Origin of the sequence: Paenibacillus sp. HGF5, from assembly GCF_000204455.1 — a bacterium.
In the GTDB taxonomy this organism is placed as follows: Bacteria; Bacillota; Bacilli; order Paenibacillales; family Paenibacillaceae; genus Paenibacillus_AQ; species Paenibacillus_AQ lautus_A.
This window is the reverse complement of the sequence record NZ_AEXS01000019.1, coordinates 132,899-152,726: the sequence shown is the minus strand read 5'-3', so window position 1 is coordinate 152,726 and position 19,828 is coordinate 132,899. Positions and strand designations below refer to the sequence as shown.

At 50.0% G+C, this 19,828-nt stretch carries 20 protein-coding genes; 16 read left to right on the top strand and 4 right to left on the bottom strand.

From position 1 onward, the window contains the following. The first annotated feature begins 514 nt into the window (after positions 1-514). Positions 515-1,192, top strand: a complete 678-nt coding sequence (locus tag HMPREF9412_RS03465; protein ID WP_009589933.1) for a class I SAM-dependent methyltransferase — start codon at positions 515-517, stop codon at positions 1,190-1,192. A 40-nt stretch (positions 1,193-1,232) separates the two neighbouring features. Next, entirely contained in the window at positions 1,233-1,709 is a 477-nt protein-coding gene (locus tag HMPREF9412_RS03460; protein WP_009590057.1) for a DinB family protein, read from the top strand. Positions 1,710-1,789: 80 nt separating this feature from the next. On the opposite strand, the gene HMPREF9412_RS03455 is transcribed toward HMPREF9412_RS03460, so the two are convergent. Together HMPREF9412_RS03455 and HMPREF9412_RS03450 are read right to left on the bottom strand one after the other, a co-directional pair. Then, a complete protein-coding gene (locus HMPREF9412_RS03455) occupies positions 1,790-3,361 on the bottom strand; it encodes an acetamidase/formamidase family protein (RefSeq protein WP_009590010.1) in 1,572 nt (523 codons plus the stop codon). 219 nt (positions 3,362-3,580) lie between these two features. Continuing rightward, positions 3,581-5,065, bottom strand: coding sequence for an endonuclease/exonuclease/phosphatase family protein (locus HMPREF9412_RS03450; RefSeq protein ID WP_009589927.1), 1,485 nt, complete (start codon positions 5,063-5,065; stop codon positions 3,581-3,583). A 169-nt stretch (positions 5,066-5,234) separates the two neighbouring features. On the opposite strand from HMPREF9412_RS03450, the gene HMPREF9412_RS03445 reads away from it, so the two are divergent. Next, positions 5,235-5,519 carry a hypothetical protein gene (locus HMPREF9412_RS03445; protein ID WP_009590009.1) on the top strand — a complete coding sequence of 95 codons (285 nt, stop codon included), beginning with the start codon at positions 5,235-5,237 and terminating at the stop codon, positions 5,517-5,519. A gap of 225 nt (positions 5,520-5,744) precedes the next feature. Here HMPREF9412_RS03445 and HMPREF9412_RS03440 read toward each other — a convergent pair whose 3' ends face one another. Further along, a complete protein-coding gene (locus HMPREF9412_RS03440) occupies positions 5,745-6,836 on the bottom strand; it encodes a class I SAM-dependent methyltransferase (RefSeq protein ID WP_009589950.1) in 1,092 nt (363 codons plus the stop codon). A gap of 321 nt (positions 6,837-7,157) precedes the next feature. Between HMPREF9412_RS03440 and HMPREF9412_RS03435 the strand changes: the two genes are divergently transcribed. From HMPREF9412_RS03435 to HMPREF9412_RS03395, 9 genes are all read left to right on the top strand, one after another. Continuing rightward, a complete protein-coding gene (locus HMPREF9412_RS03435) occupies positions 7,158-7,634 on the top strand; it encodes an NUDIX hydrolase (RefSeq protein WP_009589990.1) in 477 nt (158 codons plus the stop codon). A gap of 57 nt (positions 7,635-7,691) precedes the next feature. Next, complete coding sequence (locus tag HMPREF9412_RS03430) at positions 7,692-8,114, top strand: hypothetical protein (protein WP_036671110.1); 423 nt, start codon at positions 7,692-7,694, stop codon at positions 8,112-8,114. Positions 8,115-8,140: 26 nt separating this feature from the next. Next, positions 8,141-8,767, top strand: a complete 627-nt coding sequence (locus tag HMPREF9412_RS03425; RefSeq protein WP_009590021.1) for a YfiT family bacillithiol transferase — start codon at positions 8,141-8,143, stop codon at positions 8,765-8,767. A 91-nt stretch (positions 8,768-8,858) separates the two neighbouring features. Continuing rightward, complete coding sequence (locus HMPREF9412_RS03420) at positions 8,859-9,326, top strand: NUDIX domain-containing protein (RefSeq protein ID WP_009589980.1); 468 nt, start codon at positions 8,859-8,861, stop codon at positions 9,324-9,326. A gap of 16 nt (positions 9,327-9,342) precedes the next feature. Continuing rightward, positions 9,343-10,041: an HAD family hydrolase gene (locus HMPREF9412_RS03415; protein ID WP_009589898.1), complete on the top strand. Its 699-nt coding sequence runs from the start codon at positions 9,343-9,345 to the stop codon at positions 10,039-10,041. 26 nt (positions 10,042-10,067) lie between these two features. Beyond that, the gene (locus tag HMPREF9412_RS03410) at positions 10,068-10,949 is read left to right on the top strand and encodes an alpha/beta fold hydrolase (protein ID WP_009589966.1); all 882 of its coding nucleotides are present in this window, start codon (positions 10,068-10,070) and stop codon (positions 10,947-10,949) included. A gap of 15 nt (positions 10,950-10,964) precedes the next feature. Continuing rightward, positions 10,965-11,480, top strand: a complete 516-nt coding sequence (locus tag HMPREF9412_RS03405) for a hypothetical protein (RefSeq protein ID WP_009590056.1) — start codon at positions 10,965-10,967, stop codon at positions 11,478-11,480. Between the two features lie 32 nt (positions 11,481-11,512). After that, positions 11,513-12,199, top strand: coding sequence for a class I SAM-dependent methyltransferase (locus tag HMPREF9412_RS03400; protein WP_009589920.1), 687 nt, complete (start codon positions 11,513-11,515; stop codon positions 12,197-12,199). 20 nt (positions 12,200-12,219) lie between these two features. Continuing rightward, the gene (locus HMPREF9412_RS03395) at positions 12,220-12,486 is read left to right on the top strand and encodes a hypothetical protein (RefSeq protein ID WP_009589968.1); all 267 of its coding nucleotides are present in this window, start codon (positions 12,220-12,222) and stop codon (positions 12,484-12,486) included. Positions 12,487-12,548: 62 nt separating this feature from the next. Here the strand turns inward: HMPREF9412_RS03395 and HMPREF9412_RS03390 are convergent, their stop codons facing one another. Next, positions 12,549-13,436 carry a LysR family transcriptional regulator gene (locus HMPREF9412_RS03390; RefSeq protein ID WP_009590033.1) on the bottom strand — a complete coding sequence of 296 codons (888 nt, stop codon included), beginning with the start codon at positions 13,434-13,436 and terminating at the stop codon, positions 12,549-12,551. A 166-nt stretch (positions 13,437-13,602) separates the two neighbouring features. Here HMPREF9412_RS03390 and HMPREF9412_RS03385 point away from each other — a divergent pair, with 166 nt between their 5' ends. From HMPREF9412_RS03385 to HMPREF9412_RS03370, 4 genes are all read left to right on the top strand, one after another. Continuing rightward, complete coding sequence (locus tag HMPREF9412_RS03385; protein ID WP_009589884.1) at positions 13,603-13,950, top strand: nuclear transport factor 2 family protein; 348 nt, start codon at positions 13,603-13,605, stop codon at positions 13,948-13,950. A gap of 50 nt (positions 13,951-14,000) precedes the next feature. Then, the gene (locus HMPREF9412_RS03380) at positions 14,001-14,795 is read left to right on the top strand and encodes an SDR family oxidoreductase (RefSeq protein WP_009589915.1); all 795 of its coding nucleotides are present in this window, start codon (positions 14,001-14,003) and stop codon (positions 14,793-14,795) included. A 312-nt stretch (positions 14,796-15,107) separates the two neighbouring features. After that, on the top strand, positions 15,108-17,168 hold the full coding sequence (locus HMPREF9412_RS03375; RefSeq protein ID WP_009590025.1) for an alpha-galactosidase: 2,061 nt from the start codon (positions 15,108-15,110) through the stop codon (positions 17,166-17,168). A gap of 20 nt (positions 17,169-17,188) precedes the next feature. Next, positions 17,189-19,798 carry a carbohydrate-binding protein gene (locus tag HMPREF9412_RS03370; RefSeq protein WP_009589925.1) on the top strand — a complete coding sequence of 870 codons (2,610 nt, stop codon included), beginning with the start codon at positions 17,189-17,191 and terminating at the stop codon, positions 19,796-19,798. The last annotated feature ends 30 nt before the right edge of the window (positions 19,799-19,828 follow it).

The following is a 19,828-nucleotide window of genomic DNA, read 5'->3' as shown; positions in this document are numbered from 1 at the left end:
AAACCCCATGGGATCGAAGAAAGTCAATGGACTCATTGGCCCATGCATACTTGGCTTGACCAGATTCCGCCGCACTTGCCACGGATGTCATGCAAAACGATAAAATAAGGGTTAAAGATAATAATTGACGCCACCTTTTTAAAAACATGAAATCCTCCTGTATGTATCGATAGATTGGATTAATATTCCTCCATTGTAGACGACAAATTATGACAAGAGCAATGTTTTTTTAGTCCTCCTTACCTATTGAAAAAAAGAGTCGGTTTGCATTGTTCTTGATCCGAAACGTATTGGAAGCGAAGACGAATGCCGGGGAAATCGAATGAAAGTGGATGATTTTCGACGGGAAATTTAAATGTAACCGTTGACATTACGGAACAAAATGGTAATATTTTAAGACATTAGCAATAGCGGTTGATTCGGTACCTGTTGGCATGCACAAGATCATGTAACGACAGGGTTGTGCCATCTTGGCTTGTGAATGCAGTACAGTCTATCACGGAGGGGGGAACGCATGGGAATCGACTGGTATGACATGATCGCGCGCAGGAATGGCGGCTATAGAGGAAGAGCGGTGTGTACCGTAGTCGGAAGGTCGGCGGAAGATGTGTTTGAGGAGCGGCTGGTGGAGATGCTGCCGCAGTATCAATCCGTGCTGGACGCAGGCTGCGGGCATGGCGAGTTTACGCTTCGGATGTCCAGACATGCTGAGAAGATCATTGGCTTTGACAATTCCGCGGAGATGATTCGAATCTCCCAATCCTTGCTCGAAAGCAGCGAAACCCGGAATGTGGAATTCGTGTTTGCCACAACGAAGACACAGATGCCTTTTCAAGACGGGCAATTCGACCTTATCTATGACCGCAGAGGACCTACCTCAATCCTGGAACATCCCAGGATATTAGCTTCAGGCGGCACCGTCTTCGGGATACATACCGATGTGACTCACGTTCGAAGGCGATTGTCGGAGAATGGCTACATGAATGTCGAGATTGAGGAGTATAATGAAGCGATTATTTACTTCCCGAATGCCCACGAATTTGCATTAAACCTGTCGGATACGCCAGGCAATCCCGATTATACTTTACCGGAAATGAAGGGTGAGCTCGAGGCCAGGATACGGGAGAACCAGATCGACGGCCAGCTTGGAGTCCGCGAGCACAAATATATCTGGAAAGCGATGAAGGCGTGAAATAAGGATCTTTTATCATACCGAATAAGGAGTGTGCGATATGGATCATGAGTTCAACCGGAAGTGGCTGGAGGACAAATTTGAAAACATCCGCAGCCGTATCTTGAAAGCGTTGGTGCAGTTAAACGATGAGCAAGTGAATTGGCGGCCCAATCATTCCAGTCTGAGCATATCTACGTTGATCAGGCACATCGAAGGCAACATTCAAGAACGGGTCATGAAAGGGATATTGCAACAAGACGTTGCCCCGCGAAACCGGGAGCAGGAGTTGACCCAGGTATTTGTCAGCCGGGATGATCTGATCCAGATTGTGAAGAATCGGTTCCAGTTCCTGATCGATACGGTAAAATCCATGTCGAGTGAGGACTTTGAACAGGTTCAACTGGTCCGGGGAAAAGAACGGAGCAATCTCGACATCCTGCATCAGTGCGCCACGCATTATTCGGAGCATATGGGTCAAATTTTTTATATCGCCAAGCAGTGTTTGACGGTTCAATATAAAACCACATCGATCTAATAAACGAGTCCCCCTTAGTTGGCGTTACCAGCTAAGGGGGACTTTGTATCGGTAGAATCATATAGAGACTGTGTACAAGATCAATCCAGGGAAGGCGTTACGCTGGCTTTCAGCACATTCCCGCTGGTGGTCCAGTTCACATGGGCTCCGAACAGAGCAGGGATCGTCTTGACGGGAATCATGGTTATGCCATTCTTCATAATGGCCGCGTCGCTGTTGTACACCGCCTTGCCATCCATTTCATAGATTGACTGTCCGATCGGGACGGTTAAGTTTTTGCCCGGGGCGGTTGCTAAGGCCGAATGCCGTATAGGGTCCCACTCCACTTCATAGCCCAAGCCTTCAGCGAGCGGACGGAGGGGAACATAGAACTCATCCCCGATGATGGAGGAGCCTAGTGCCGAGCCGTTGATGGCGATCGACAGCTTAAGATTGTCGATAAAATGCCGCTTATGAATCAGCGCATGGATGCCTTTGGTTTTGTCCACCACCTGGGAGACCTCGTAATCCGTAGCCGCGCTCATGTAAGCGTAAGCCGTTGCGCGATCCATGCCCAGCTTCTCATTCAAGAACCCAAGGGCTTCGCGCACCGCTTCCTTCATGGCCTCATCCAGATCGGGGTCGAGACCGACGGGAATCCAGTAATCCTCCGTTTCGGCAAAAGGCTGCTTGAGCTCTGCACGCGGCAAGGAAGGATCGCCAGCCTTCAGCACCGTCAACCGGAAGGTGCCGCGAAGGGAGGCCTCCATTGCGGTCAGGGCAACCTCGCCATCTCCCTGTGCAAAGTGAGGATCGCCGGTATAGAAGAGTCCGCCTTTCACCTGAATCGGAAGATACAGCGTAGATCCGACGCCAAGCTCGTTGATATCGATGTTGCCTCCGGTTTCGATCGGAGGGACGCTGCTAACTTTTTCACTGGTATCCGGTGCGACGCCCATTAGCCCCATAAAAGGCTTGAGCGGGAAGCGGACATGGCCACCCTGCTCAACGGGAAGCACGCCATAGAGTTTGCCGTTGATTTCTTCTACCGGCGTGAACTTGGATATATTTTGGTATAACTCGGGATTTGCTGCGCTTGCCCCTTCCTTGCGCCCGTCATTCTCGGGATATTCGCCGGGAAGGGCACCCTTGTAATGCCGGTTGGATATGACGCCATAGGGCACCCGGGGGGTGAGAGAAAGAACCTCGACCTTCAACACATCTCCGGGTTCTGCTCCCTGGATTTCAATCGGTCCCGTTACGACATGCGGTCCATCGTTGTCAAAATCATGCTGCAGCTCAGAGGCAGCAACCGCTTTAGCGTCATCCAGCACTTGATCCGGCCGGATACCGAAGGAAGCAAAATACTTCTCCGGATCCCTTCCCTGGTCTTCTAGGATGCCTTCATGGGATAGCGTATCAAACATGATGGTGCTGCCGGAGGTGACGGTCATGATGGATTTGCTGTCCCGATTCGGAAGATGCCCCCAACTGATGTTCTCTACCGTGCTGGGGACATAATAATCGGCTTTGACATGGTCTTTGCTGGTGGATTGCAGGATGGGAAACGAATCGAAGGCAGCGGCTTGCGCGGGTACAGCGGTTAACAACGAAATCGTACATAAAGCTGCTGTGATTGAATGAAAGCGAAGTCTCTTTCTTATTGATGGCATATTATCTCCCCCATTTTCTATGCGTATGATCAATTTAGCCGTATTATATATGGGAATGGTTAGGTTTATCAATACTTATGTAATGTTATATTACATATAAGGATGGAATTAATTACATAGAACTAGATTTCTGAGAGTGAGTACCTAAAAAAAATCTTCCACGCACCATGAACCTGAGCCATGGCATGTGGAAGATCTATCTGTTTTTTGGGAAGAAGCTTACGGGTGACCAGGAGAAGGGAGCTGAAACGTGTCTTTTTTCTGCATAATGCTCATCAGCGGTGCAGGCTCCTGATAGGTGATCGACTCGTTAACCCCGGCATCCAGCTGCCCGTTATTAAACTGGATGCCCACGAGATGGGTGCCGGATGGCGATGCAATGCCTAAGGAACGTCCGCTGGTGGAGGTTCCGTTCAGCCCCTGATTGTTGCCCGGCGTAAAGACGGCGAGCAGTTGAGAAGGTGAGAGCTCATCTCCGTTGACTTGATAGTTGGCAAGGAACTGCTCAAAGCCCAGGTCATAACAGCAAGGCTGCTTCTTGATCCAGATCACCTTGGTTTCATTCGGACCGATAAGGGAGTTGGTACTGTAGTGATCCTTCGTAATGGTCCAGCGGTTGGACTTGGATTTGTCGAACGGAAGGGCAGGGTCGTAATAGTAGTAGATTTGATACCCTTCCAGGTCGATTTCCCGGTTCGTGGGGTTATAAATCTCCACATAATTGTAATTCCCTTGCTCGTTCGAGTTGGCGACCACTTCGGTGATATGAAGAGCCGTGGTCAAGGGCTGTTTGGGCACCGTTTCTCCGGTGGTTTTGTTGGATTGTTGCAGGGTGCCCTCCATCATGACGGGATAATGATCGCTAGGGTATTGGTCGTCTTCCTTGTAGTTGATAATCTCGCTGTGCAGGACATTCCACCCTTGGCCGTGCAGAATCCAGTCGATCCGGTTTCCGCTGCCGCCGCCCGTAGGGTCCTTGTAGTTATGGAAGGTTCCCAGATCATCGTTGGTTCGCTTCTTAGCCGTGACATGCGCATCCGACAACCCGTTGTTTGTAAAAATCGAGTACGTATCGCTCGCCGGAAGCGTGTTGAAATCGCCGGTGATTACAACGGGGATTTCCGGGTCAAATGACTTCATCTTATCAACGATAAGTGCCGCACTCTTCTGCCGGGAAACCTCGGATTGATGATCCAGATGCGTGTTGACCATATAAAAGGTTTTGCCGTTTCGAAGATCCTGAAAGCGAACCCAGGTTGCCATCCGCGGAATTTGGTTGCCCCAGCTGGCCGAGCTGATCGTCTGGGGCGTATCGGACAGCCAAAAGTGAGACTGCTCCAGTGGCTTCAGCCGTTCCGTATTATAAAAAATCGCCATATATTCCCCTAAGCTCCCGCCTTCGCGTCCGACTCCGATTCGATCATATCCCGGCAGATCATTCTCCAGATCCACGATTTGCCGGTGAAGTCCTTCCTGAGTTCCAATGACGTCCGGCTGATGCTCCAGGATGAGGTTCCTGGTGACTGGGCGGCGGTTCTCCCAGGGCTGACCGTCATTGGCGGCATACCGCAGGTTGAAGCTCATAACCTTTAAAGGACCCGACGAGGCTTCCGCGGTGCTTCCCATTTCGCCGGAAGCGGATAGCGATGCCGTCGTCAGAAATGTAAGCATCATGAATAGGCTGGTGATTTTGGGGATTCTCATTAAAACTCCTCCTTTGTCATGTGCAAAAAAATATGTTCTTAGTGGATGCTAAGCAGGTTCCTTGTCCTCCCTTCCTGATTTGCCCATATCATATCGTATTTTTAACGGGCTGCGTATTTACATTTTTTTAGGTTTTTGCTGTTGTTTTGGATATTCGTGGAGGAAAAGGATGAGGACGGAGGGATCAAAAGCGATTTCGGCTAGTACGGAAGAAGCCAATATGGTGCAATCGGAACGTCCGTTAATGACGCTTGAAGAAACGGCCGAGTTCTTGAACCTTACCGAGTATCAGGTGAAGAATATAATCTCATCCGAAAATGCCTTAAGAGAGCAATATGGATCCGAGGTTGGTACATTGTTTCCTTATATCGTGGTGCAGCATGAGATCTACGTTAGCAAAATGGGGCTTATCTCATGGCTGGAGGATGCTACTCGGGATAGAAGAGAATATTGATATGAAGAGATGATGGCGATATGAGGTCCATCAGGCTGTTCGTAATATGTAAACCTAGCACCGCCTATCCGGTTGTTCCCGGCTCCGCGGTGGTTCGGTACAAGAATGAGGCCAAGAAGACACCATTGTCCTGAAGTCCCGTTTGACCTCAATACCGTCGTTAACGTAAATAACGTCTCAAGAAGCACGGGCTCCCGAGTTTTAGTTCTTTTGTAACCACCCATTTCAGGTTTTTAAGAATACGCCGAGCTCCCTTACTTTCCCTGTACCCGATGTGGCCGCCAGCTTTACATACCGGGTGAAATGCGTATTTTGCAGCAGCAGCGATTTTTCCGTTTCCGGTTCGCCGCCTGATTCCCAGAAGAGCATATCGGTAATGCATTGATTGATTTTCCGCAAAAAAGCGTTACGGATATCTTGGTCTCCCATATGATGATAAAACACGGTTAACAGGAGGCCGATCTCATACTGCTGAAGTCTTGATGATGATTCGAAGCGGTCCGGAAGCAGGTCAAAGTTCACCCTTTCCAGCCGATTCAGCCGCAAAGCCAGATCGTAATGCTCAGCCAGCGGTTCCAATCCGGTTACGTGCGCACCTTCGCGGGCGAAATGCCGCGCGTAATATCCGATATTGCACCCGATATCGATCACTTTCGTGCCGAGAAGAGAACGCGTACCCAAGAAATCCATAATGACATCAAGTCTTGTCGGATAGGTTTGATCGCGCTCGCTCTTCAAATGAAGATAGGAAGGGTGCAGTATGGGGGTATAAATAAGGCTCCGTTGATGTCTCTGAAAAGAATCGGCAACCTCTGACAGCCCTTCGATATTCATCCAGTCCATATAATCTTCGCTGGACATTTTGACTTTCATGCTCCTTTTACCTTGCAAATACAAAAAAGTCGACCTGTGATGTCCGTCCTTCAGGTTAAAATAACCTCCAGCGCGATTAAATTTCACCAGAGGCGGGTCTTGGAGAAAAAAAGCGCTGTTGGACGACAGATCCACCTTCATCATGCGATACTGATTTTTCCTAAAGGCGAGGACCTCTTCATCCTGTAAAGGAGGGTCGATTCCCCTGGTGAGAAAGATCTTCTTATACCAATCCAGGTACGCGGACGGGCTGGCTTGTTCGTTCATGAAATATCGGTACAGGCTCTTGTGCGAATCAAAACGCATGATCGGCATATCAGCGGAAAGCTTGTGATGTTCGTACCAGCTATCGGTGTAGTTGGGAATATCCTTTTTTCTTTCCTCCGTAACCAGATCCGTGAACAGCAGTTCGATCGGGACATCAACATTTACATACCCGGACATCGCTCAACCTCCAATTTATCGAATCATCATCATGGTGATGTTCAGGAACGTTTTAGTATTCAATAATATACTCTCTGCCCTATCGGCTTGACCCGACGCGTGACTCTATCTTTAAAAAAAGACTTCTAGCAGCGGTGGGCCATATGCTTGAGAAGGAGAGGCATTCGAGTTGAGGGTTCAACAACGTCGTCCCGATTGCGTGTTATGTGCGTTAACGGTAGAATAAGGGGAGTTACCAGATATTTCATCCAAGAACCCTCCTCGTGGTTAACGCCAAAGGTGGGTTCTGTTTATGTAGATCATGTGCAAAGGATTGTGGATATGACGGAAAACGGGATCGTGCTTGTGGTCAGCATTACCCTCGTACAAGGGGATCAAGTGCTCATCATTCAAGAAAATAAACCTTCGGTTCGGGATACGTGGAACTTTCCGGGAGGGCGCATCGAGCCTGGAGAAACGATATTTGAGGCGGCTATTAGAGAAGTGAAGGAAGAAACAGGGTATGAAGTCCAACTGACGGGCACTACAGGGGTTTATCAATTCCTCAGCAGTTTGAATTACCATGTCGTCATGTTTCATTTCACCGGAATCGTGACGGGAGGCTCGCTTGAATTGGGTGCTGACGAGATCAAGGATTGCCGCTGGGTCACGCTGCCTGATATCTTCGCGGATGACAGCATGATATTCCGGGATGCCGAAGTCATGAGGCGGATGGTGGAGAGCCTCGAAAAAGGCGTACAGCACCCGCTTGCGCTGTTTCATCCCTTTGCTGCTTCTAACTTCGGGGGCGTCGCATAATCATAATTCTTAGCGGATATTTCGTATTATTTTTTCGAATAAAGGAGCGAAAGAGGGATGATCCAACCTAAAAAAATGGCTTTTGGCGGATTTGTTGTGATCGGTATGGTCATGCTGCTCTACCTGATGACAGAAACTCATAATGAAATTCAAAGGGCCTATACAGATTTGTCTCCCCAGCAATTCTCGTTATTAAAGATGAGTTTATACGGATTCCTGTTCGGAGTTTTAATAGAGTGGAGAGTACTGGGTAGTTTAATTAAGGGGCAAGTTCGATTAAGCTGGCTGTTATTGCCCGCTGCTATACTTACAGTTATCATCTTTATTCCTGGCATTTATTGGATTGAGTGGTTTGGACTTGGAAGGCTGTTCGTTATAGAGATGTTTGGGAAACCGGAAATACACATGCTGCTTTCCGTGCTGTCAGGTATATTGTTTATAAGGTCTATTTGTGACTACAATCCTAGATCCAACCCATAGATAGGGACTGTTAATAGGATGGGGACATGATATTTCTTGTGCTGCAGCGAAACAAAAGATCATTTGTTCCATATATGAAGGGTACGATGATGTATGGAGGAGGTAAGGAAGTGGTGGTCAGCATCCGTTATCCCCTGGGCTCCTTTGAGCCATTGGTGGAGCCAACTTTGGAGGACAGACAGAAGTTTATGCAGCAGATTCCTTCAATCGTACCGACGCTTCGGCAAATCATCATGAAGTGTCCGCTATCCCAGCTGCACATGCCATACCGTGAAGGTGGCTGGAGCATTCAGCAAATCGTGCACCACCTCGCCGATAACGACATGAATGCTTACTTGCGTTTTAAACGGGCATTGACCGAGGATGAGCCGCTGGCTAGCTCGTACCGGGAAGATTTATGGGCTGAGCTTAGCGATTACACGGAGGTACCCGTGGAGAACTCGCTTTCGCTTCTGGAAACACTTCATTTTCGTTTTCTTATCCTGCTTAAGGATCTGCATCCCGAGGATTTCAAAAGAACCATGAGAACCCAAGTGCTCGGCAGCATCACCCTGGACATCGCCTTGCAGCGATTCGTATGGCACAACCAGCACCATATCGCACAGATTAGATCCATAGCTAACCGCGAAGCTGTGAAGTTACATAAGGAGTGAGCCCATATGAGCTGGAGATCCAGGACAGAAGAAGATAGATTCCAAGCCTTCCATGTCAGCATGAAGAACCAAACCAAAGGAGCGTAAAGCCATGGGAATGTCGGATTACTATAAAGATTTGAGGGAGAAGATCGGAGATCAGCTGATATTCATGCCGTCCGTTGCAGGCATTATCCGAAATGATCAGGATGATATTTTGTTCGGAAGGAAGCATCACGAAGAATTATGGGGCCTTGTAGCAGGTGCCATCGAGCTGGGTGAGTCGCCGGCGGAGGCGATGATTCGCGAGGCGAAGGAAGAGACGGGGCTTGATATCAAGCCTGAACGAATCATTGGGGTGTATGGTGGAAAAGAACGCCGATATACGTACAGCAATGGGCACCAAGTGGAGTATCTCACGATTGTGTTTGAGTGCAGCGTTGTGAGCGGTGAGCTGGACCCGGAGAATGACGAGTTTGCGGAGCTGGCGTTTTATCCAGAGGATCAGCGGCCGCCGACGGCTTTAAAATATCCGGAGCCTATTTTCATCAAGGGAAATGGAGAGCGAGTTAACTTTTAATAGAAAGCAGGCGCCTATGACATTAAAAGCGATTATCTTCGATCTGGATGAGACATTAACGGACAGAAGGGCAGCGATTAACACGTTCATCAAGCGATTGATTGCCAGGTACTTTCCCGACTCCGATGAAGCTGCTCAAATGATGATAGCCAAGCGATTCAAGGAAGCGGATCATCATGGCTATCGGGATAAGCGCGAAGTATATGAGATGCTGGTCGAGCAGCTTCCGTGGGTGAATCCCCCGAAGGCGGATGAATACTTGTCATTTTTCAGAGGGGAAATCGCCAGTTGTATCCAGCCGATGGATCAGCTGGTTTCCGTCCTGCGCGAGTTGAAGACTTGGGGACTTAAGCTTGGCATCATCACCAATGGAACCGTTCAAGTCCAAGAGGGCAAGATCCATCAGCTGGGGATTCGCGAATACTTCGATTCTATCGTGATCTCCGAAGAGGCTGGCGTCAAAAAGCCGGATCCGGCAATCTTTACGAGAGCTTTGAACCAACTTCACGTAATGCCATCAGAGACATGGTACGTCGGAGACCATCCGCATAACGATATAATCGGGGCCGCTCAATGCGGTATCAAAGCCATCTGGTATACAAGAGACGGGAGATGGGACGACTCTTTGGACGTGAAGCCATACAGGACCATACATAAGCTGGAACAATTGATCCCTATATATGCCGAACACCATGAAGGCAAGTGCATAAGATAAATTTTATGTAGTTGGAGGTGCAGGTATTGAAGCGATTCAAAAGCAATCATGGACAAAAGCTCGTCTATGCATCCTACGACCGCCTGCTGTCAGCGTGGACGGTACCGTATGAGCAGCATAATATTTCTACTTCCTACGGTATGACTCACGTTATAACAGTAGGTTCTTCGGATCTTCCTCCGCTGCTACTACTGCATGGAACGGGCGATAACATCGCCATGATGTGGATATATAACGTGGAGGAGCTATCCCGTAACTTTCATATCATCGCGGTGGATAATATCGGAGGGTCCGGGAAGAGCGAGCCGAACGACAAGTATGCACGCGAATTCAATCAGGCAACATGGTTGGACGAGGTCCTTGAGGCAATGAATGTGGACGCTGTCTATATCGCGGGCGTATCCTACGGAGCTTATCTGGCCTACCATTACGCCATCGTCAGACCGGATCGGGTGAGCAAGATCGTATGTTTGGCCGGGAGCATTGCCGGAAGCCAGTTTGAAGTGATGAGCAAAATGATGCGGGCTTTTCTGCCGGAAGCCTTATTCCCTTCGGAACGGAATGTGCGTTCATTGCTTCGTAAGCTGTGCGGTACCCATGCAGATGCATTTGAGAACAACCCGGAGCTTATGCAGCACTGGTTCTACTTGCTGAAGTACTTCAACAATCGCTCCATGATGAAGCATGCGATTACGATCCATTCGCCTGCCGACATTCAGGCTATTCGCAGCAAGTCCTTGTTCGTCATTGGCGAGCGGGATTTGCTTAGTCATTATCCGCAGGCGGTTGCCAGATTGGAGACGAACGGGATGCGCTACTGCATCGTTAACGGGGCGGGTCACGCCATTAACCATGAGATGCCGGAGCTCGTTCATGAAGAGATTATAGGCTTTTGCAAGGAAGCTTGAGCGAGGTGTGCCGATATGAAAATGAGACGTTTTGCCGCTTTAATCATCATTGCGCTTGCCGTGCTAGGCGTGGTTCTATTCGGCAATATGATGACGCCTCGGCCCGGCAGCAGCTCCGGAAACGGCAATCCTGCCATCCTGCTGCTCATCCCTTTAGGCATTCTTTTTCTTATGTTGGTCTATCAATGGATTCGTATTTTTAAAGACCTGAAGATGCCTTTCAGCTGGTTAAGCCTTGTGATCTTAGCTCTGGCTGGCTATATCCTAGCGGGTTATGCATATCAGCTTCATCGACTCGAAATCTATAGAGAAATCCTAGCGGAGGCTTTTCAATTGAGGTGGGGCCAAGCGGACTGGGATCACATCGAATCGATAACGTCCGGCGGACTCCTTTCGATACATATGAACAATCAATTTTTCAATTGGAACACGTATTTCATGATGATTGCCTTCTCGCTGCTGCTGTGCTTCATGTACAAACTGATACAGCACATCATGAACAGAAGACAAGGACCATCCGCGGAGAATTAATTCCGTAAGCGGGCTGGATAGGGGGAACAATCGTGTCTATTGATGAAATTTACGACAAGCAGGCTCAAGCCTATGAGGCCATGGTTAGCAGACAGCCTGATTTAACTGAACTTATCCATAGGGTCAAACCGTACGAAGGACTGGATGTCCTTGATTTGGGGGCAGGCTCAGGCCGATTATCCATGCTGCTTGCCGCCGATGCTAGATCATTGATCTGTACCGACATATCGCAACCCATGCTCGATATTTTGGACGATAAATGCTCTGAAGCTTTAGATTCTCACAATTGGACCACAATGGTTGCTGATCATCGCAATCTCCCGGTTGCTTCATCGAGTGTAGATCTGATTGTATCGGGCTGGAGCATTAGTTATCTGGCCGATTCCAGCCACGAGGAATGGCGTGAGAATCTTGAACTTGTGATGTCGGAGCTGCATCGAGTTTTGAGACCCGGAGGGACGATTTTGATACTGGAAACGATGGGAACCGGAACGGAGCCCCCGAATCCTCCCGATTTCCTAACCGGTTATTACGCTCAATTGGAGCAGCAATACGGATTTAGCCATCAGTGGATTCGGACCGATTATGTTTTTGATACGGTAGAGGAGGCATTGCTACACACAGGCTTCTTTTTCGGTGAAGAGTTAACGGACAAGATCATAGCGAACCAATGGTCAACGGTGCCGGAGTGCGCTGGGGTCTGGTGGAAGCATGTTTAACTAGGAGGTGACGCGGCCTCGTGGAGCTTCTAGTTTATGTCGTGTTGTTCATCCTGAATATTCCGATCTATAAATGGATCTTTAGACGGATATTCGATGACGTGGATGATCTGAAACAGTCGGTGAAGTATTCGTTTACTCCGGATATTATCTCCTTGTTCCGCAGACGTTATTGGAAGGATCAGTTCGGGGAGCTGAAGCTGTCCGTTTTCTATTTTTGTTGTTTACTGATCTTCGTCATGGAGTGCGTGGTCGTGGCGAAGGTGTTTGGCGTGATCTTTCGATGATTCAGTAAAGGCTATCCAAGCGTCGTTTTGACCTGGATAGCCTTTTATTGTGTACCAACCGGTTACTTCCCGCTGACTTGATAATGATGCTTCACATATTCAATGAATCGTCTTGCCGCAGGCGAGAGGTAGCGGTCTTCGCGCCATTTTAAGCCAATCTCCCAAAACCAGCCTTCATCGGTAATGGGAATCCACGAGAGACCTTCCAGCATAAGGCCGGCCGTTTTCGGCAGAACGGAGACGCCAAGTCCCTCTTTAATAAAACCCGCTACGGTGGCCAAATCTTCTGCATCGTACGTCGAAGACAAAATAAAGCCGGTATGCTGAAATCGCGATTGAATCGTGGCTCGAAGGCCGCAATTATGCTTTAGCCCGACGAACGGCTCTCCGGACAGATCCATCAGACTTAGGGAGGGACGTTTCGCCAAGCGGTGGCGGCTTGAAACCACGATATATAAAGGCATGGTTCTCATGACCAGCCAGTTATGTTGGTCCATAGTAGATTCCCTAGATGTAATCATGAGGTCCGAATGCCCTTTTTCCAAATGTTCGTCAATATCGCCGAGGTTTCCCTGGTTTAATTCAAAACGAACCTTGGGATGAGCCAGCTGATAGGTCCTGACAAGAGCAGGGACGAGATCGACCCCTAAAATATTCAGGTAAGAAACCGAAATGATCCCCGTATCGGGATTGGACGATTCTTCGATTTCCTGCATCCCGTTTTGAATGTCCTGGAGTGCCTGCTCCACCCATCTGGCAAACATGCTGCCATAGCGGTTAAGCTTCACATTACGGCCATTTCGTTCAAAAAGAGGGACGCCCAGCTCGCTCTCCAACTTGGAGATAGCGTGGCTTAATGCCGGCTGCGTGATGCTGAGCGCTTTCGAAGCCTTCGTCATATGTTGAAGACGGGAAACCGTCAAAAAATACTCCAGCTGGGTAAGCTCCAATCTTCAAGCACCTACTTTATATGAATTTTATTTATAAATTTTATGATTATTATAAATTGGACGTTATGAAACCGTCAAGGTAAGATATCCTTGTCTTCAACCGGACCGGGGGAGGATAAGCGGCGTCAAGCCTGAGGAATATCACATCATAAGGAGTGAAGCGTTTATGATCGAGATAAGCGAGAAGCAGCTGCCGAGTATAATTCGCACATTTATATCCGCAAGCAATGATCATGATACAAACCGGATGCTTTCATGCTTCGGCAAGGATGCTATAGTCGTCGATGACAGCAGGGAGTTCAGGGGCAAGGCAGCCATACAGAAATGGAGCGACGACGAATTCATCGGCGCACGGGTAAATGTCCGGGCGACCAACATTCATCATCGCCTAGACCAGTACATCGTTTCAACCGAAGTAAATGGTGATTATCCGGCAGGCCCTTACTATTTTGAATTTTGTTTCACGGTGCAAAGCGGTCAGATTTCAAAATTGCAGATATCTGAATCCAAGTAAGAAAAAATACCATATTCAAAATTTAAGGGTACGAATACTGGAGGGCAATTATGAAACAAAGACATGAAGGACCATGGAATGAGTTTGAAGGCAAAAGAGTGCTGGTTACTGGAGGAACCAGAGGAATGGGTCAGGCCATCGTAAAGCGGCTTTCAGACGGTGGGGCGGCTGTACTGACTACCGCCCGTTCCGAACCTAGCGTTCGGGTCGGCTCCGGCTTGTTCGTTCAAGCCGATATTGCGACGTCTACAGGCGTCGACAAGGTGGTTCAAGGTGTACAGGAGCACCTGCATGGAATTGACATCGTGGTGCACTGCGTAGGCGGTTCGACTACACCCCCTGGAGGGGCGCTTGCCTTAACCGACGAGGATTGGGTTCAAGCCTTGAATTGGAATCTTCTCGCAGCGGTTCGTTTGGACAGGGGGCTGCTGCCGTACATGGTAGAGCAGGGATCAGGTGCCATCATTCATATTACTTCGATACAGAGACGCTTGCCGCTCTATGAAACCACGCTGGCTTATGCCGCGGCGAAGGCTGCCCTTGCCAATTACAGTAAAGGGTTATCCAACGAGTTTTCCCCGCGGGGCATTCGAATTAACGCCGTATCGCCCGGATTCATTCAGACGGAGGCTGCAGATGCCATGATCGACCGGATTGCGTCGGTATCAGGAAGCCGAGAAAGTGCGCTTCAGGAATTGATGGATTCGCTCGGTGGGATCCCTTTAGGACGTCCCGGGCTTCCGGAAGAGGTAGCAGAGCTGGTGGCATTTCTTGTATCGGACCGGGCGTCATCCATAACGGGAAGCGAATATGTGATCGACGGCGGCACCATACCAACCGTCTAATGATTAGATCTAGCGTGAGAACAGTGGTACTTCATCATCCATATGTAAAACAGGCTATCCGGAGAACTTAGGCGCTCTGCGATAGCCTTTTTTTTCGAGTGGGTCCATCGCCAGCGATCGGCGGAGAGTGATCATATTGCATTTTAACAAATGAGTCGCTCCAGATGAGTTACATCCCGATATGGATCGGAAGATCGTTGTATAGAAAGCGCTTTACCCGCGCTTCTATAATGATAGCAAGCTGTAAAAGGCTCTAAAAAGTTGAACGGCCTGAATGCAGCACAGATGCACGCAGAAGGAGGAAATCCACAGATGTTAGGAAGCAGCGATACGGCGGTGAACGTGGGGGTGAATGCCGAAAGTCACATTCGCTTGGCGAATGGCCTGGTGGCCATTAAGGTGGATTTGGAAAAAGGCGGTTACGCCTACGCAGGCAGCAAGGGATTCGCTCTGCAAGAAGTACGAAGCGGCTTTCGATGGCAGGGCCGGGAATACCATACGGGACATTACGACCGCCACTATATGATAGGGCAGCCCGAGAAGATCCAAGATCGGTTTGGAACCGGAATCCATGCCGTGATTAAGCATGAATCCGATCTGCTCCCAGGCCTGGAACAGCATTTTTACGTCTATGAAGGGGCTTCATCTTTCATCACACGTGTCGTCATTGTCGGCGCAGAGGAAATGAAGGTAAACCGCATCGCGGTGGTGAAAACCGATAGCGTATCCAGCGGGAGCGAGACGGTTCCGGGAGAAGCGCTGCATGTGCTCCGCGTACCTTATGACAATGACAAATGGGTGCGCTATCTGACGGAGACGGCCCCGCTGGAGACGGAAAGCTACGAAGTGACGGCCTTGTTCCAGCCGGATAGCCGTTATGGATTGATCTTGGGATCGATCAGTCATGACGTGTGGAAGACCGGCATTCGCGTGAAAGGGGAAACCGCAGGCAAGCTGGATGAATTGGAACTGTACGCTGGCGCGGCCGACATCATGACCCGAGATTCCCAGCCGCATGGCTACGTAAGAGGAACGCGCGTCGAATCTCCGCTGGTTATGGTAGGGGATTACGACGATTACCGGGCAGGACTCGAAGCGTATGGGGAAGCGAATACGAAGATAGCGCCTGCTCTGAGCTGGGAAGGCGGCGTGCCGATCGGCTGGAACAGCTGGTCGGCCGCCATGAGCACGCTGGATTACGACCTCTATGTTGCGACGAGCGATTTTCTGAAGCGGGAGGTTCAGCCGCAGGGCTTTCATAACGAGAATACCCTGTACGTGAATTTCGATGCGTTCTGGGATCGCCTGACGCCTGCCGAGATGGAGGATGCCTTGAAAAGGGTCCGCGAGAACGGGCACAAACCCGGTACATACTGGACGCCGTTTGCGTTCTGGGGAAGTCCGGCTGGGTTCGGGAACCCCGTGGAGGGCACCGATGGGAAGTATACCTATGGCGATATCCTGCTTCGCGACCAGGATGGCGAGATTTTGCCGGATGTTGACGGCGGACTTGCGATTGATCCTACGCATCCCGGAAACCTGGCGCGAATCGATTGGTTCATGGATAAATTCGTTTCCGAGGGATTTGAGTATATTAAACTGGACTTCATGGCGCACGGGGCTCTGGAGGGCAAGCATCATAACCCGGATATTACGACGGGGATCGCTGCATACAACTACGGCCTCTCGTATCTGACGGAAAAGCTCTCCCCGGAGCGAATCGGCAGACCGTTCTTCATAAACCTGTCGATTGCCCCGCTGTTCCCTTATTCCTATGCGCACAGCCGCAGAATTTCCTGCGATGTGTTCGGAACGATGAAGGATACGGAATATTTGCTGAACTCGCTGACGCACGGGTGGTGGATGAACGATACGCTGTACCGCTTTAACGATCCGGACCATGCCGTGATCTATAAAAGCTTCAATCAGGATTCGACGACCCGCCATGAAGGGCGAAGCCGTCTGACCGCTTCCGTGATCTCGGGAACGGTGCTGCTGCTGGGCGATGACTTCCGGCATGAGGAAGCGGCATGGCGCGCCAAGACCTGGTTGGGAAATGAAGCGATCACCGAGATTGCGAGACTGGGCAGAACCTTTGTGCCTGTAGAGGGTAATCTCGGGAAACAGGCTGCGGATACGTTTGCACTGACACATCCAAGCGAACCGGGAACAACGTATATGGCCGTATTTAACTTTGACGGGGCCGAGTCCGTACAGAAGACGGTTTCCTTGGAACGCTGCGGCCTAGAGGCGCACGCTACCTACACGGTCCTGGATGTGTGGGAAGGTACGGCAGGTCAAGCGCACGGCACACTTACGGTCGAGCTGGCGCCAGCCGAATCGAAAATCCTGAAATTAAGCCGAAATCAATGAATAGAAGGAGGAGAGGTTCAGTGCGTATTTATCCGTTCAAATTCTTCCAAAAGCCATTCATGCTATTCTTATCGATGCTGTTAGCGGGGGCTATGCTAGGCAGCTCCTTTGCTTCGGCAGAACCGCAGCCGCCGAGTCTAACGGCCGGAGGCATCCTTTCCTACGAGGCCGAGGCATCTCAGAACACGTTTACCGGCAATGCAGGAGCGGTCGATTGCGGCTTCTGTTCAGCCGGGCAAAAAGCCGGCAATCTGTACGGCGGCTCCACGCTGACGTTCAACGGGATTCAGGCCGATAAGGCCGGTATCTACAATATGAACATGTTCTACATCTCCGGGGATTCCCGCGCGGCTTCGATCTCCGTAAACGGAGCGGAGAAGGAGAACTTCAGTTTTCCGAAAACAGCGGATTGGAACACGATCGGCACTTATCAGATTCAAATTTATTTGAATCAGGGTAGCAACACGATTCTGTTCGATGATGCAGGCGGATACTCGCCCGATTTTGACAAGATTGAGCTGACCTTTGATTCAGCCGGCGATGACGGATCAGGCCCTGATGGAAGCATTGGCGATTTAGGCAAGCAAAAGAAAGCCACGAGCTATGGCTCCATCACCCTAACCGAGTATGCCAACGGCTTCAAGGTGTCCAATCCGACGTATGAGCTGCTGTACAATACCTCGACCGGATTGTCCCAATACAATTGGAACGGCAAAGCGGTTGCCAAGGGGTTATACAGTGAGATCCAGCTCGACCGGATGGTTGCAAGCAAGGATTATAAACATCATAAATTCTATAAGAATCAAGTGGTCCCATTCCAGGATGATACCGGCAAGGGCATCAAGGTGACGGTCGTGAATGAGGATGGGGGAATGCCATCGCTCAGCCAAATCTATTACGTCTATGAAGACGGGCCATATTTTCTTACGGAAACAGTCGCTACCCACAATTCCGCCATATCTACGGGGAATATCGCACCTATCGCGATGGAAGCGAGGGGCGGCATCGACATCGGCAGCTATGACGATAACAGGGTCCTCGTCGTTCCGTTCGACAATGATGCTTGGTCCAGATACCAGGCGAAGTCGATGAATACCGGCCTCAACAACGGTCTGTATGTCAGTTCGGAGCTGACGGCCATCTATGACAATACGAGCCGGAACGGCCTCGTTATCGGATCGGTGACGCATGACACGTGGAAAACCGGTATCTATTGGAGCGGCTCGAATGACAAATTGAACAAACTGCGCGTATATGGCGGATTTACGTCATCCACCTCCACGTGGGACACGATTCCGCATGGAAAGGTAACGGGCAAGCAGATTGTTTCGCCGAAAATCATGGTCGGCTTTTTCGAGGATTACCGGACCGGGCTGGAGGAATTTGGCCAGGTGAATGCAGCGATCCAGCCTCCGTTAGCCTTTGGCGAGGACATTCCTGAAGGCGTTCCGGTCGGCTGGAACAGTTGGGGAGCTTATGCCAGCGATTTGAGCTTTGACAAGGCGGTTTCCGTCTCGAATTATTTTAAAGACCATATTCAGAACCATTCCTTCAACAATGAAGGCGATATCTACATCAATCTTGATTCCTATTGGGATAACATGACGGATCAGCAGCTGACGGATCTGGTTCAGCTCATTCATAGCAATGGACAGAAGGCCGGCATCTATTATTCGCCGTTCGTGTACTGGGGCAACAATATGGAGCAGGAGGTCGAAGGGACCAACGGCAAATATAAATACGGCGATATCGTGCTGCGCGATTTGGAGGGCAACGTGCTGCCAACGCTGGACGGCGCTTATGCCGTGGATCCGACGCATCCAGGCGTGAAGCAGCGGATCGATTATTACATGAATAAGTTCAAGAGCAAGGGCTTCGAATATATCAAAATCGATTTTCTGAGCCATGGGGCAATGGAAGGCAAGCATGATGACCCTAGCGTTCAAACCGGCATCCAGGCCTATAACCAAGGGATGGCTTACGTGAATGAAGTGCTGGACGGCTCCATGTTCATCAGCGCTTCCATCGCGCCGCTGTTCCCTAGCCAATATGCGCACAGCCGCCGCATCTCCTGCGATATCGACGGCAGCATCGGCAGCACGGAATATCAGCTGAACAATCTCACGTACGGCTGGTGGCAGAACGGAACGATCTACCATTATACCGATCCGGACTATATGCACTTGACCAAAGGCGGATCGATCGAAGGCGCGCAGTCTCGCGTCAATGCGGCCGCGATCTCCGGCACGGTCTTCCTGAATTCGGATGACGTAACGGATGCGACGGCACGGCAGTACATGGAAACGCTGCTGACCAACCCGGAAGTGAACGGGCTGGCGATGAAGGGCAAGGCGTTCCAGCCGGTAGAAGGCAACACGGGCACGCAGGCAGCGGACGTATTCGTGCTGGACGATCAGGGAACCCACTATGTAGCCGTATTTAACTATACGCAACATGCGGCACAGCATACCGTGGATCTCGTTCGTGCCGGTATCGCTTCGGAAGGGGCGGCGTCCTATACGGTGACGGAAGTATGGAGCGGCCAATCTCAGAGGGTGTCTGGCTCTTCGCTGGATGTGACGCTAAAAGCGGCCGAATCCAAGCTTTATAAAATCGTCCCTAATCCATAACAAGTAATCATCGATTCATCATGTACATCT

Excerpts from the sequence above, each read along its gene's own strand:
- HMPREF9412_RS03465 (WP_009589933.1), top strand. The coding sequence starts at position 515 with ATGGGAATCGACTGGTATGACATGATCGCGCGCAGGAATGGCGGCTAT.
- HMPREF9412_RS03460 (WP_009590057.1), top strand. The coding sequence starts at position 1,233 with ATGGATCATGAGTTCAACCGGAAGTGGCTGGAGGACAAATTTGAAAAC.
- HMPREF9412_RS03455 (WP_009590010.1), bottom strand. The coding sequence starts at position 3,361 with ATGCCATCAATAAGAAAGAGACTTCGCTTTCATTCAATCACAGCAGCT.
- HMPREF9412_RS03450 (WP_009589927.1), bottom strand. The coding sequence starts at position 5,065 with ATGAGAATCCCCAAAATCACCAGCCTATTCATGATGCTTACATTTCTG.
- HMPREF9412_RS03445 (WP_009590009.1), top strand. The coding sequence starts at position 5,235 with ATGAGGACGGAGGGATCAAAAGCGATTTCGGCTAGTACGGAAGAAGCC.
- HMPREF9412_RS03440 (WP_009589950.1), bottom strand. The coding sequence starts at position 6,836 with ATGTCCGGGTATGTAAATGTTGATGTCCCGATCGAACTGCTGTTCACG.
- HMPREF9412_RS03435 (WP_009589990.1), top strand. The coding sequence starts at position 7,158 with ATGACGGAAAACGGGATCGTGCTTGTGGTCAGCATTACCCTCGTACAA.
- HMPREF9412_RS03430 (WP_036671110.1), top strand. The coding sequence starts at position 7,692 with ATGATCCAACCTAAAAAAATGGCTTTTGGCGGATTTGTTGTGATCGGT.
- HMPREF9412_RS03425 (WP_009590021.1), top strand. The coding sequence starts at position 8,141 with ATGATATTTCTTGTGCTGCAGCGAAACAAAAGATCATTTGTTCCATAT.
- HMPREF9412_RS03420 (WP_009589980.1), top strand. The coding sequence starts at position 8,859 with ATGGGAATGTCGGATTACTATAAAGATTTGAGGGAGAAGATCGGAGAT.
- HMPREF9412_RS03415 (WP_009589898.1), top strand. The coding sequence starts at position 9,343 with ATGACATTAAAAGCGATTATCTTCGATCTGGATGAGACATTAACGGAC.
- HMPREF9412_RS03405 (WP_009590056.1), top strand. The coding sequence starts at position 10,965 with ATGAAAATGAGACGTTTTGCCGCTTTAATCATCATTGCGCTTGCCGTG.
- HMPREF9412_RS03385 (WP_009589884.1), top strand. The coding sequence starts at position 13,603 with ATGATCGAGATAAGCGAGAAGCAGCTGCCGAGTATAATTCGCACATTT.
- HMPREF9412_RS03380 (WP_009589915.1), top strand. The coding sequence starts at position 14,001 with ATGAAACAAAGACATGAAGGACCATGGAATGAGTTTGAAGGCAAAAGA.
- HMPREF9412_RS03375 (WP_009590025.1), top strand. The coding sequence starts at position 15,108 with ATGTTAGGAAGCAGCGATACGGCGGTGAACGTGGGGGTGAATGCCGAA.